General features: G+C 52.8%; 13 protein-coding genes. 8 read left to right on the top strand and 5 right to left on the bottom strand.

From position 1 onward, the window contains the following. Positions 1–21: 21 nt before the first annotated feature. From ACYVUT_RS09975 to ACYVUT_RS09955, 5 genes are all read right to left on the bottom strand, one after another. The gene (locus tag ACYVUT_RS09975) at positions 22–657 is read right to left on the bottom strand and encodes a sugar transferase (RefSeq protein ID WP_439775953.1); all 636 of its coding nucleotides are present in this window, start codon (positions 655–657) and stop codon (positions 22–24) included. Beyond that, complete coding sequence (locus tag ACYVUT_RS09970; RefSeq protein WP_484501977.1) at positions 657–1,592, bottom strand: EamA family transporter; 936 nt, start codon at positions 1,590–1,592, stop codon at positions 657–659. The genes ACYVUT_RS09975 and ACYVUT_RS09970 overlap by 1 nt, the downstream gene beginning before the upstream one ends. 18 nt (positions 1,593–1,610) lie before the next feature. Beyond that, positions 1,611–2,501: an NTP transferase domain-containing protein gene (locus ACYVUT_RS09965; protein ID WP_484501976.1), complete on the bottom strand. Its 891-nt coding sequence runs from the start codon at positions 2,499–2,501 to the stop codon at positions 1,611–1,613. Then, entirely contained in the window at positions 2,501–3,391 is an 891-nt protein-coding gene (locus ACYVUT_RS09960; protein WP_484501975.1) for a phosphotransferase, read from the bottom strand. Before ACYVUT_RS09960 ends, ACYVUT_RS09965 begins: the two co-directional genes overlap by 1 nt. Positions 3,392–3,514: 123 nt before the next feature. Next, a complete protein-coding gene (locus ACYVUT_RS09955; RefSeq protein ID WP_484501974.1) occupies positions 3,515–4,327 on the bottom strand; it encodes a LicD family protein in 813 nt (270 codons plus the stop codon). Positions 4,328–4,627: 300 nt separating this feature from the next. Between ACYVUT_RS09955 and ACYVUT_RS09950 the strand changes: the two genes are divergently transcribed. The 8 genes from ACYVUT_RS09950 to rfbA all read left to right on the top strand — a co-directional run bounded on the left by ACYVUT_RS09950 (position 4,628) and on the right by rfbA (position 13,446). Continuing rightward, positions 4,628–5,620, top strand: a complete 993-nt coding sequence (locus ACYVUT_RS09950; protein WP_484500759.1) for a capsular polysaccharide synthesis protein — start codon at positions 4,628–4,630, stop codon at positions 5,618–5,620. After that, entirely contained in the window at positions 5,613–6,575 is a 963-nt protein-coding gene (locus ACYVUT_RS09945) for a DUF6625 family protein (RefSeq protein ID WP_484500758.1), read from the top strand. The genes ACYVUT_RS09950 and ACYVUT_RS09945 overlap by 8 nt, the downstream gene beginning before the upstream one ends. 1 nt (position 6,576) lies before the next feature. Beyond that, positions 6,577–7,824: a polymerase gene (locus ACYVUT_RS09940; RefSeq protein ID WP_439777103.1), complete on the top strand. Its 1,248-nt coding sequence runs from the start codon at positions 6,577–6,579 to the stop codon at positions 7,822–7,824. 38 nt (positions 7,825–7,862) lie between these two features. Next, positions 7,863–9,305, top strand: coding sequence for an oligosaccharide flippase family protein (locus ACYVUT_RS09935; RefSeq protein WP_484501973.1), 1,443 nt, complete (start codon positions 7,863–7,865; stop codon positions 9,303–9,305). A 103-nt stretch (positions 9,306–9,408) separates the two neighbouring features. Further along, entirely contained in the window at positions 9,409–10,113 is a 705-nt protein-coding gene (locus tag ACYVUT_RS09930; protein ID WP_484501972.1) for an MIP/aquaporin family protein, read from the top strand. Between the two features lie 100 nt (positions 10,114–10,213). After that, entirely contained in the window at positions 10,214–11,386 is a 1,173-nt protein-coding gene (locus ACYVUT_RS09925; RefSeq protein WP_439777105.1) for a MerR family transcriptional regulator, read from the top strand. Positions 11,387–11,511: 125 nt separating this feature from the next. Further along, entirely contained in the window at positions 11,512–12,549 is a 1,038-nt protein-coding gene (gene rfbB, locus ACYVUT_RS09920) for a dTDP-glucose 4,6-dehydratase (protein WP_484500756.1), read from the top strand. A gap of 12 nt (positions 12,550–12,561) precedes the next feature. Further along, positions 12,562–13,446: a glucose-1-phosphate thymidylyltransferase RfbA gene (gene rfbA, locus ACYVUT_RS09915; RefSeq protein WP_484501971.1), complete on the top strand. Its 885-nt coding sequence runs from the start codon at positions 12,562–12,564 to the stop codon at positions 13,444–13,446. Position 13,447: the final 1 nt, after the last annotated feature.

The raw sequence follows: 13,447 nt of genomic DNA, 5'->3' as shown, positions 1-13,447 counted from the left end.
CTCTTTCAGAAAAATCCCTCCTCACATCCCCGTTGGCTTAAAGAGCAGGCCAAGGGTTTTAAAAATCAACCGCAAATCCAGCCACAGAGACCGCTGGTTGATGTACTTGATATCTAATTGCACCATCTGGTCAAAATCACCCTCGTTCCGGCACTCCACCTGCCACAGGCCCGAGCATCCCGGCTTGACCAAGAGCCTTTGCCAGTCATATGCGCTGTACTGCCTGGCCTCTTCCGGCAGTGGCGGCCGGGGACCGATCAAGGCCATCTCGCCTTTAAGCACATTGACCAGCTGCGGCAGTTCATCCAAGCTATGCCGCCGCATCATCTTCCCGATTTTGGTCACTCTTGGGTCGTCTTTGATCTTAAACATGGCACCCGCAATCTCATTTTTCTCCAGTAAATCTTTTTTCAGTTGGTCCGCCCCCTCGATCATGGAGCGGAACTTCCAGATTTTAAAAGCCTGCCCGTCTTGACCCAGGCGGGTTTGCGAATATAAAACCGGCCCGCCGTCTTCTAATTTGATCTTTACCGCCAAATATAAAAGCAGGGGAGAGAAGAGGGCAAGGCCTAAGCTGCTCAAGCCCAAATCCAGCAAGCGGCTGGCCGTCCGGTAGACCAGCCGCCCCTTTACTTTCCGGTAGTCGATTTTTTCCATCAGTCATCACCTCGCTTAAACAATGCCCGCCAGTCCGCCGCCGTCAAGATGCTGCCGGCAAAGACCAGGCCGGCGAAAAAGATAGTCTGCCAGTTGACCAAATCCCGGCCGCCCGCCAGAACCGTAAAGAGAAAGGCCCAGGCCGCGTAGGTCACGTTCAAAGCCATCGCCTTGCTTGGCCCAACTTGCTTAATAGCCCTGTAGTAACAGAAGTAAGAGGCCGTAGCCATAGCGCTGGCGCCTAAGAGCAGCAGGCCCAGCTTCCCCGGCCCCTTGGCCATTAGCTCGCCCACAAAGTCTCCTGCCTGTAAGGCCGTAAGCAACAGCATCCCCGAAATTACGGCTGCCGTAGTCTGCCTAATCTGCAAGGCCTGCCCGGTCTTGATCCCGCCCTTAAAGCACTTGGCCAAAATCACTGCCTCCAAGCCCCAGCCGCCGGCGCACATAATAGCGCTGGCCAGGCCCAAGACTATATTGTCTTCAGTCACTTGCCCGCTAGTAGTCAAGCCATATACTCCGGCTAAACTCGCCAAAAGGCAGACCCAGCGGGAGAGGGGGAGCCTTTCTCCCAATAGCAGCTGGGCCAGGAGGGCTCCAACCGCTGGAAAAAGGGCGCAGGCTACGGCCCCTAAAGCTGGCCCCATGAATTTGACCGCTAAAACATAGCCCGTCATCCCGACCGGGCCGCCAACCGCCGCGGCTAACACAATCCAGCCGGCTCCTTTCTGCCAATTCTTCCAGGCAGACCTTTCCCCGGACGCTAATCTCTGCCCCCACAGCCAGAAGCAAGAGAGGCTGTCATGGAAAAAGGCGCAGACGAAAGGGGCTAAAAAGGCGGCCTCTAAATCCCGGCTGAAAACCGGCAGAGCTACCGCCCCGCCTAAGAGCAGGGTTTCGATGGCCCAAGTAATGCCAGCTAAAATTCCCGCTAACATGATCGCCTTCCTTCCTATTTAATAGGGATGCCCCAGCCGCTGGCAGCGGATGACCCGGCCCAGCTGGTAGAGGTAGCAATACAGGCGCCCGTCATGGCGGAAGTGAAAGCCAATCGCCTCGTTGCCCCGGCCCTTGATGGGCTTGATCCGGTCTAATTCGCTTTCTTTGGTAGCTAGAATTTTGGCGCATTTTTTCAAGATATAGGACCGGGAATCCTCTTGGTAGGACTTGTCGAACTGGCGCAAGTCTTCCAGGCTGTCGAATTCCTTGATATAGCCGGCCGGGAACCTGGCCAGCCGCATCTTGAGCAGGTCTAAGTTTTCGGCAAAAATTTCCTCCCAATACTTGCCGCTGGCCGCGTCCACCTTTTTCTCCATGATTTGAAAAAAGCACCGGGAAAAGTCTTCCCGCCAAAAGGCATGGCCCAGCATGTACCAGGAATTTTTCGCTGACTTGGTCACGCGGTCAATATAGCCCTCCCGGTCAGTCGCGATGCCCCATTCATCAGTTTCTCCTTGGCTGTACTGACCGGCATAGTAGCTGCCAGCTTTTTCCAGGCCCAGCCGAAAGGGATTGGCTAAAAAGTAGTTGTCTGCTGAGCAGATGAAGCTGTTTCTGATCACGCCCCGGGCCAGCCAGAGACTGGCCGCGCTGTTTTGCCGGGCATAGGCAGGATTGTCGATTAATTTCACTCCGTACTTGCCCTTTAAGTAAAAAAGCTGCTCCTTCTTGTAGCCGGTAACGATGTAGATGTCGTTAACTCCGGCCGCTTGCAGCTGGCGGATTTGCCGCTCAAGCAGGACTTCCCCTTTGACCTCGATCAGCCCCTTGGGCTTTTCATAAGACAGGGGAGCAAAACGGGCCCCGGTCCCGCCGGCCAAGATTACCGCGTTGTCGGCGCGCGTCATCAGGCCACCCCCTTTCTTTTTAAAGCTATTGCCGCATACTCCTTGGCATAGCGGTACTGCCGCCGGCCGTAAGGAGCCAGGGCCTGCTTAGGCTGGAAGGCCTCGCACCAGTTGGACCAGAGCAGGCCGCAGATGGCCATATAGCAGTAGATCTTGCTCTTGATATTTTCCGGGCACTTTTGGCCAAAATACAAATCTAGCAAGTGATCAAGTTCCGCTCTTTCATAGCCGGCGTAGATGGCAAACATGGCCAGGTCCACGTGCGGGTCCTGCATCCCCGCGTACTCCCAGTCGGTTAATTGCAGCTTGCTTTGTCCGCCTTCTTGGTAAAAAAGGCAGTTATCGGCCACCGGATCCAGGTGGGTCAGGCAGCTTTCCTTTGGCACTGTGTCTAAGTAGGGTTTTAAGCTAAAAATTTGCCTTTTAATTTCCCGGTAGTCTGGGAAAAGGGAGGGGCGCGGCCCCCTAATTTGTTCATAATGCTTGATCTGGGCAAAAAGGTCGAAGCTATGTGGAACTGCGATCTTGGCCTGGTGCAGGCGCTTGACTTTTTGCGTCCAGCGGACTAGGTCAGCTTCTTTTTTCGGGTTACAGGGCCGGGCCTGGGGTAAAAAGGGGCTGAGCTTATAGCCGGTTTCCGGGTCCAGGTACAGGGGGGAGTCGCAGAAATTGTAGGGGGCGATGGCCTGGTAGACCGCGGCTTCCCGGGTCCGGTCGATAATTTGCCGGCCAGGCCTGGGCTGGCGGAAGTGGTAGCTTTTTCCGCCATAATCCAGGCGGAAGGAGTGGTTGGTCATGCCCTTGTGTAAAGGCACGAAATTCAGTTCATCAGGGTCAGCTTGGAAAAAGACGGCAAGCGCCGTGACTGCCTGCTGACTTAAGTAGGACATGTGGTCACCTTCTTTTTCTAAAAAACTCGTGATATATCTTGTCCTAACAGCTTAGCATGGCTGATGGATAAGATAAAATGACATCTTTTAATCGCACTAAAAATTCTGCTTATGGTTAAAAGACTATTTGGGATAGATCTTGTAGTCGTGGTGGGGATAGCGGTCCTTAGCCGGGGGCAATTTTTCATAGTCCCCGTAGTATTCCCGCAAGATGGGAGCAGGATCAGCCGGAACGCGGAAGCTGGATCCGGCAAAAGGGGCGTACTTGCCCTCCCCGAAGTGTTTTTTCTCCAGCATGTGGACCCCGCCATCCGGCCAGGCGGGGACGCCGACCTTCTGCCGGCCCTCTTTCGTTTTGGCAAAAATGATCCGCTGGATTTTTTCATCAACGGCCTGGGCAAAGCCTTCACCCCAGATCCGGTCAACCGCCTTTTTGTAAATTTGGTGGGCACTTTTGGTCAAAAAGTTCTGCGGCCAGGTCGCCGCGTAGGCGTAGTAGGCCATGTTGACCAGCTTGCAGCGGCGGTAGAGCTGGCGGGCCACCGGGTAGGAAGAGCCGTTTTCGTCCAAGGGGTAGATGTCGGTGAAGATGCCGGCAGAAAACTGCTCGGCGGGCTTGGTGGAAACGAACTCGTAGTCCTGGTTGCTAAAGCGGGCCAGGCCATAGGGATAGCCCGGGCTGTTTTCCCGGGTCGCGATCCGGTAGGGAGCAGGAAGGTCTTTTTCGCAGTAAGCGATGAAGGCCTCGTAATCCCGCCGGGGCATCCAGATGTCGGTGTCATCGTCCCAGGGGATAAAGTCCTGGTGGCGGATGGCGCCTAAGAGGGTCCCGTAGGCCAGGTAGTAGGTCAGGTCCTGCTCTTGGCAAATCCGGTCAATTATCTGGAGATTGTCCAGTTCGACCGCTTGTATCTCGCTAATTGTGAGTTTTCGCATGTCTGTCTCCTTCAAAATTCGTTTTTTGCTTTGTAGTCAAATAATTTAGCAGGCCAAAATATGGCCCGTCAAGTCTGGAAAACTTAAGAAATTCTTTCCTCCTCGTGCAAAAAGTTGCTGGAAATTTCTGAAAAGAAGATTTTTTCCTATTAGGCGACAGCCGCAAAAAGGCGGGGGATTTTTTCACAAAGTCAGTAAAAAATAAGCACGGAATCCGGAAGAACGGGAAATGGTCTTGTACAATCCTGCACTTGTGTGCTAATTTATTGCTTACAAAATTTCACGCGAAGGAGATGACCAATGAAAACACGCGACCTGCGCAAGCTCATTAAACAGCAAGGAGGCTGGGACCTGGTCCGCCAGTACGCCGCGGCCGGCAACCTGCCCCTGGCGGCAGGGCAGCTGCTTCTGCTTGGAACGAAAGAAAAGGCCCTGGAGATCCTCCGCCTCAGCGCCCAGTACCGGGTCAAGGAGAAGCTGGCCAGGCGGTACCGGAAGGAGCTTGACCATTTGGTTAAGCTGCACAAAGATGCTGGGGAAAAAGAGAAGGATAAAAGTAAATCTGAAAATGACCAGCCCTATGTCTGGTTCTGCTGGCTGCAAGGCTTGGCCACGGCCCCGCAAGTCGTCAGAAACTGCTATAAATCAGCTTTGGCGGCTTACGCGGGAAAAGGGAAGCTGACCTTGATTACGGAAGACAACTACCAGGACTATGTGACTTTTCCGCGGGAAATCCAGGCGAAAATTAAGCGCGGAATTATAGATGGCGCGCATTTAGCCGATTTGATCCGGCTGGAGCTCTTGATCAATTACGGGGGCATCTGGACGGACGCGACCGTTTTTTACAGCGGGGATTTGCCGGATTTTCTGTTTAAAAACCGCCTCTTTGCCTACCAGATCGTCAAGCCGGGCAGGGACGGGCAAGCCATCCCCATGTCCAACTGGCTCTTGGTTGCCCCGAAAAGAAACAGGCTGCTTTTGATCACCCGGGACCTGCTCTATGCTTACTGGAGAAGGCATGACAAGTTGCTTGACTATTACATTTTCCACATCTTTTTCCAGCTGGCGGCTGAGGCCTGCCCGGAAGAATTTGCGGAGGTAATCCCTGTGGACAGCGGGGCCCCCCACCTGTTAGGCCAGCGCTTATTTGACCAGTATGAGCCGGATTTTTGGCAGGCGATTAAGGAGCAAACTAGTATCCACAAGCTGTCTTACAAGTTCCCGCCGGGGATGTTTTTGCAAAAGGGGACTTATTTTGCCCAAGTCGTGGCGAAAGGAGGCAAAAATGGCTAAAGAGAAGAAACTGGCGTTAGTGATCTGCTACTTCGGTCCTTTCCCGGCCTACGCGGATTTATTCTTCAGATCAGTTAAGGAGAATCCGGCGACTGACTTTATTTTGGCCACCGACCAGCTGGTCAAGAATCCCCCGGCCAATCTCAAGATCAAGTACCTGACTTTGGCGGATTTACGGGCAAAGTTTCAAAAGAAGCTGGGCTTTCAGATCCGGCTGCATGCGCCTTACAAAATCTGTGACTACCGGCCGGCCTTTGGCTGGCTCCTGTCCGACTGGCTCAAGGACTACCGCTATTGGGGCCACTGCGATTTGGACCAGGTCATGGGGGACTTGGAGAAATTTTTGCCGGAGAAATTACTGGAAAAATACGACAAGGTCTACCAGCATGGCCATCTGACGGTCTTTCGCAATACTTTGACCAACAACCTCCGCTTCGTGGCCAAGGGGGGTCAGAACTTTCGGCAGGTTTTCCAGACGGACCTGCCCTGCGTCTTTGACGAGGTGGAAGGAATCCAGAAAAAGTTTGCCAGACTGGGCGCCAAGTGCTGTTTAAAGCGGGACTTCGCTGATATCTATTCCTGGCGTGAGCAGATGAGGCGGACGACGTCATACTTGCGGGGGCGGGAGAAGAAAAAGCTGAACAGTGCCCGCCAGGTCTTCTTTTATGAAAAAGGCCGGGTCTACCGGGCCTACTACGCTGGCGGGAAAATGAACTATGAAGAGCTGGCCTACCTGCATTTTCCCAAAAGGCGGATGCGGCAGAATTTTTACCAAAGCGATTCCTACTTTATCGGCAAGGATGGCTTCTACGCTAAAGAACCGGGTTTTAACGTGACCATGGGGGAGATCAAGCGCTATAACGGCTTTAATCTAATTGGGGAAGCCCGGGTGAAGCTGGCTTATTGGACCTTCATCTGGAGTCGGCGCTACCACAAGTACGTCCTTAAGCGCTAGTATGGTAGTCCGCCTGCGCCGGCAGAACCTGGTCACCCTTTACTTAAGCGGGCAGATGGTCTGTTTTGCCTGCTTGAATCAAGTCTGTCCAATGCCTTTGGCCGACAGCCAGGATGAAATTTTGGCCGTTTTTTGCCTGATCGGGATCGCCTGGGCACTAATAAGTAAGCGGCTGGGCCAGGAAAAAGAGGGACTATTGTTAAAAATTTGCTTTGCCCTGATCCTTGTGGAAAGCCTGGGGTTAATCTCAAACGGGATGTCGGGGCTAATTGGCGGGACACCAGTCTTGGTCGATGCCTTTAAATTGGTCAAGCTGCCCCTGGTCCTCTTTTATGTCAGCTGTTGCTTGCGCCCCTGGGAAAAAAGGACGCTTGTGCGCAACCTGCTTTTGGCCAGTAAATGCTTTATTCTGCTGGCTTTTCTCGGCGGCATCGTCAATCTGGCGGTTGACGTTGGCTTTAGCTACGACCTCCGCTACGGGATCCGGTCCTATAAGTTCATCTATGAGAACCCGGCGGCCTTAAATGAGGTCCTGCTGGTCTCCTTAGTGCTGATTATGCTGGGGGAAGGAATTGGGGAAAAGAAGAAAAATGAGCGCGGACTTAGGCAGAGCAAGGCCTGGCTCCTTTTGTACCTGGCAACTGTAGTCATGACCTTGCGGGCCGGGGGAATCGGATCCAGCGGGATTTTGCTTCTGGGCCTGCATTTTGAGAAAAAAGGGGTCCGGCTAAGCTGGAAAAAAGGCGTCAGTGCGGCTTTTGTGGCTTTTTGCCTGGGCTATCCCCAGGTTAAGGAGTACTTCTTCAGCGAAACGGTCAGGTCGAAATTGCTTAGGCATTCCCTGATCGTCCTGCGGGACTATTTTCCTTTAGGCAGTGGCTTCGCGACTTACGGGTCAGACCAGGCCTTTAAGCACTACTCCCCCCTTTATGTCCGCTTTGGCTTCCACCACGACTACGCTTTGGCCCAGGAAACGGGCTTTGCCATGAACGACAACTTCTGGCCCATGCTTTTGGCCCAATTCGGCCTTTTTGGGGCCTTCCTATATGTGTACTGGCTAGTTGTCCAGCTGGGCTATTGTTTGAAAAAAGCTCCGCCGGGTCAGCCGCGGGCCGGGGCTCTGGGCCTCATTGCCTTTTTCCTGATCAGTTCGGCGGGCAACCCGATTTTTACCAGCGCCTCGGGAGTCTTTCTGGCAATAGCTTTGGGCTTGACCAGTGATTTTTTGCAAAAACAACAAGAAAGATAGAGGAAAAGAGAATAGAGAGAATAGAAAGAAGGTGACAGATGGAAAAAGTTGAGAAATCGCTGTCCCGCAATGCCCTGGCCAGCGGCCTGCAGACGGGGACCCGCCTAGTTTGCGCCCTGGTGACTTACCCCTATTTGGCCAGGATCTTGCGGGTTGACCAACTGGGTCAATATGACTTCGCGGCTACGGTTGTCAGCTGGGCGGCGCTAGTGGCGGGCCTGGGAATCTACGCCTATGGGGTTAGGGAAGGGGCAAAAAAGCGGGATGACCCGGAAGAGCTGTCCCGCTTTGCTTCGGAAGTCCTGGTCATCAACCTGGCCTCGACCTTACTGGCTTACTTGGGTCTGGCGGCCTGTCTGCTTTTTTCCAGCAAGCTAAGGGAATATGGACCGCTGATTTGGACCTTGAGTACTAGCATTATTTTTACCACCCTGGGCTGCGAGTGGCTCTATGCGGTTCACGAGGAATATGGCTACCTGGCCTTGCGCAATATCTGCTTTCAAATCTTGTCTTTGTTTTTGCTCTTGACATATGTCAAGGACGAGAGCGACCTTTTGCTATATGCTTGGACTACGGTCATTGCCAGCGCCGGGGCCAACTTGGTCAGCTTTATCAGATTGCGTAGGTACTGCAGCTGGTCTTTGACCTGGCGTTTTTCTTGGCAAAAGCACCTCCTGCCCATCTTCGTCTTATTCGCCAACGCTCTGGTCAACCTGCTTTATGTAAGCGCGGATGTAACCCAGCTGGGAGTGATGACCAGCGACTATTATGTGGGCCTTTACTCGGTGGCCAGCAAAGTCACGGCCCTGCTTAAGCAATTGTTAGGTGCCGTCATCGTTGTTACCGTGCCGCGTTTGGCTTGCTTATATGGGCAAAAGGGCGGAGGCCTTTTTCAAAAATTGGCCCGGCAGATCGCGGATTTGCTAGTGACGCTGGCCTTGCCGGCTGCTTGCGCCTTGTTTGCCTTAGGCGAGGAGGTTGTCATTTTAACCGCGGACTTAGATTTCGCGCCGGCCGCGGGGGCCATGAAACTTCTGGGCCTGGCCTTGGTCTTCTCTCTTTTGTCCTGGTTTTATATGGCGGCGGTTTTAGTTCCGGCCCGGCAGGAGAAGGCGGCTTTGCTTGCAATCAGTATCGCTTCTGTAGTCAATATTTGCTTGAACTTCCTGCTGATCCCGGCCTTTAAGGAGGCAGGGGCGGCTTTAGCAACCTTGCTTGCCGACCTGGTGACTTGCCTGGCTTGTTACTTTTTGGCGAAAAAGTCGGCCCGCCTCTTGCCCAGCGGAAAAAAGCTGGCCAGCAGCCTGCTCGGCTGCCTCTATGTTTACTTGGTTTGCCAAGCTGCTTTAGCTAAGGGCCTAGGGCCAGGAGCGACAGTCTTTTGGGCTGCCCTCTGGGCCATCCCCGGTTACTTTGTGATTTTATATCTGCTTGGCAACCGGGTCTTACTGGAGTTTAAGCGCGGAAGTAGACGGGAGTAAGAAAGGAGGAGTTTTTGTACAAATTAGACAAAGAAACTTGTGAAACGGTAGCGCTTACAATATAATGTGGATATTAGACTGAACTAGAAAAGGAAAAGTACAAATGAATGGATTTTTAGGAGAGTTCTTAGGAACGATGATTTTGATCGTGCTGGGTGTCGGCTGCGGGGCCGGGATCAGCTTGAATAAGGCTTACGCTAAGGGGCAGGGCTGGCTGTTCGTCACCCTGGCCTGGGGGATGGCGGTAACCTTCGGCGTTTACGTGGCTGGCCAATTTGGCTCACAAGGTCACCTCAACCCAGCGGTAACTATTGGCTTCGCGGCCTTTGGCTTCTTACCATGGAGCCAAGTTATGCCGTACTTGCTGGGGCAATTCCTGGGCGCCTTTGTCGGGGCAGCTCTGGTAATCCTGCACTACTACCCGCACTTCAAGGCGACCAAGGCTGACGAAGGCAACAGCGTGGGGATTTTCGCGACTGGCCCAGCCATCAACAATCCTGTTTTCAACTTCTTGAGTGAAACGATCGCGACTTTTGTCTTCATCTTCACCTTGCTCAACCTGGGCAACTTCACCCAAGGCTTGAAGCCATTAATTGTTGGTTTCTTAATCATGGTTGTTGGCCAGGCTTTGGGTTCAACGACTGGCTTTGCCTTGAACCCGGCCCGGGACTTCTCACCTCGTCTGGCTTACGCGATTTTGCCAGTGCCAAACAAGGGCGGGGCTAACTGGGCTTACGCCTGGGTTCCTGTCTTAGGGCCAATCGCCGGTGGTCTTTTAGCTAGCGGCCTGCAGGCATTGTTAAAGTAGAATTTTTAAGCCAAAAATTTACCCTTGAACTCCGGCGCGAGCTCAAGGGTATTTTTGCTTGGAAAAAATCGGTTATAATCTAAGGCAGAAAGGAGCCGCCATGACCGACTACTACACATCCGGTGAATTTGCCAAGCGGGCCCACGTGTCCGTCAGAACGATCCGCTACTATGACCAGCAGAACCTCCTCAAGCCTTCAGCCAGAAGCAAGGGCGGGGCCAGACGCTACAGCGACGCTGACTTCGCCAAGCTCCAGCAGATCCTCTTGTTAAAATACCTGGGCTTTTCCTTAGGGGAAATTCGCGGCTTGACCCTGGGAGCCAGCGACCGGCGCCGCCTCCTGGATTCTCTCCAAATTCAGCGGCGCCTGGTGGAAGAGCGGATTGAAGAAATGACCGCCGTTGAAGCCGCCATCGACTCAACCACCCAAACCTTGGAAGCTGGCAAGCCCGTTGACTGGAGCCGGATGTTGGAACTGCTCCACCGGTCAACCATGACCCAGAGCCTCAAGACCCAGTACCAGAACGCCACCAACATCTCTGCCCGGATCCGCCTGCACCGGGATTACTCCATGAACAAGGAGGGCTGGTTCCCCTGGCTTTTCCGCCAGCTGGACTTGACTCCTGGTTTAAAAATCTTAGAGATCGGCTGCGGGAATGGTGAACTCTGGGCTACCAGCCACGACCGCCTGCCAGAGGACTGCCAGGTTATTTTGACCGACATTTCAGAAGGGATGCTGGCCGATGCCAAAAAGGAAATCGGCGAAGACAGCCGCTTTTCCTATGACCGTTGTGATGCTGCCCACTTGCCCTTTGCCGACGAAGAGTTTGACCTGGTTGTCGCCAACCACATGCTTTTTTACTGCGACGACATCCCCCAGGTCCTTAAAGAAGTCCGCCGGGTTTTGAAAAAAGGGGGCCGCTTCTGCGCGTCAACTTACAGCAAGCGCCACATGCACGAAATCACTGACCTGGTCCAGGAGTTCAACTCCCAAATCGTCTTGTCTTCAGTCAACCTCTACGACCGCTTTGGCTTAGACAACGGCGGCGCCATCCTGGCCCCGTTTTTTGACCATGTGACCTGCCAGCGCTATGAGGATGCCATCGAATTGGGTGAAGCAGAACCCGTTATTTCTTATATCTTGTCCTGCCACGGCAACCAAAATGCCCTTCTCTTGGACCGCTACCAGGAATTCAAGCAATTTGTTGAAGACGAGGTCGCTGGAGGCTTCCACATCACTAAAGACGCCGGAGCATTTATCTGCCGCAAATAACTGCCAGTTTTTAAAAAACGGCAGTTATTTTATTTTTGCCTATTGAAGCTTACGTAACGTCATGTTTTATACTTTGAGTCAGTTAAGAGAAAAAATTGCTTAGTTTGAACTTGGAGGTTCATTTCATGAAAATTATCGTTACCGGCGGTGCCGGCTTTATCGGTTCCAACTTTGTCTTCTACATGATGAAGAAGCACCCAGACTACAAGATCATCTGCCTGGACAAGCTGACTTACGCGGGCAACCTGTCAACCCTGAAGGATGTCATGGACAAGCCAAACTTCCGCTTCGTCAAGCTGGACATCTGCGACCGCGAAGGCGTCTACAAGCTTTTTGAAGAAGAACACCCGGACGTTGTCGTTAACTTCGCCGCAGAAAGCCACGTTGACCGGTCAATCGAAAACCCGGAAATCTTCCTGCAAACCAACATCATCGGTACTTCTGTCTTGATGGACGCCTGCCGCAAGTACGGGATCAAGCGTTACCACCAAGTATCAACTGACGAAGTTTACGGCGACCTGCCGCTGGACCGGCCAGACCTCTTCTTCCACGAAGACACTCCGCTGCACACTTCCAGCCCATACTCATCATCAAAGGCCAGCGCTGACCTTTTGGTTGGGGCTTACGGCAGAACCTACGGCCTGCCTGTAACTATTTCCCGTTGCTCAAACAACTACGGCCCTTACCAATTCCCGGAAAAGCTGATCCCATTGATGATCCAAAGAGCCCTGGACGACAAGCCTTTGCCAGTTTACGGCGAAGGCCAAAACGTCCGCGACTGGCTTTACGTTGAAGACCACTGCAAGGCCATCGACCTTATTTTGGAAAAGGGGACGGTTGGTGAAGTCTACAACATCGGTGGTCACAACGAAATGCACAACATCGACATCGTTAAGCTGATCTGCGATTACTTGGGCAAGCCATACTCCTTGATCGAACACGTTACTGATCGTAAGGGCCACGACCAACGCTATGCCATCGACCCAACCAAGATTCACGAAGAACTGGGCTGGCTACCAGAAACCATGTTCAAGGACGGTATCAAGAAGACCATCCAATGGTACCTGGACAACAAGGAATGGTGGGAAAACATCATTTCCGGCGACTACCAAAACTACTACCAAGAAATGTATGGTAAAAAAGAAGTTTTAGACAAGGACTAAGGAATTAGAAAAATGAAGGGAATTATCTTAGCAGGTGGTTCAGGCACTCGTCTGTATCCATTAACCCTGGTTACCAGTAAGCAGCTTTTGCCTGTTTACGACAAGCCAATGATCTACTACCCGTTGTCAACTTTGATGCTGGCCGGGATCAAGGACATCTTGGTCATCTCCACGCCAGCTGACACTCCGCGCTTTAAGGAACTTTTGGGCGACGGGTCACAATTCGGCGTCAAGCTCTCTTACAAGGTTCAGCCAAGTCCAGACGGCCTGGCTCAAGCCTTTACTTTGGGCGAGGATTTCATCAACGGTGAGCCATGTGCCATGGTTTTGGGCGACAACATTTTTTACGGCAACGGCTTTACTGACCTTTTGGAAAAAGCTGCCCAAGATGCCGAAGCTGGCAAGGCAACCGTCTTTGGCTACTATGTCAACGATCCAGAACGCTTCGGCGTGGTCGACTTTGACGAAAACGGCAAGGCCATTTCCATCGAAGAAAAACCAGAACATCCAAAGAGCAATTACGCCGTTACGGGCCTTTACTTCTATCCAGCTGGCGTGAGTGAAAAAGCTGCCCAGGTTAAGCCAAGTGCCCGGGGTGAAGTGGAAATCACCACTTTAAACGAAATGTACCTGAACGCCGGCACCCTTGACGTCCAGCTGCTGGGCCGGGGCTACGCTTGGCTGGACACCGGGACCATGCAGAGCCTGGTTGATGCTTCCAACTTTGTCAAGATGGTGGAAGAGCGGACCGGCGTAAGCATCTCCGCCCCTGAAGAAATTGCCTACGTGCACGGCTGGATCGATAATGAAAAGCTTTTAGAAGCAGCCAAGCATTATGGCAAGAGCCCTTACGGCAAGCACTTAAAGGCTGTTGCTGAAGGCAAGCTCAAGTACTAAT

It is taken from the genome of Lactobacillus sp. WILCCON 0059, from assembly GCF_057197985.1.
This window is presented reverse-complemented; position numbering and strand designations above follow the sequence as displayed.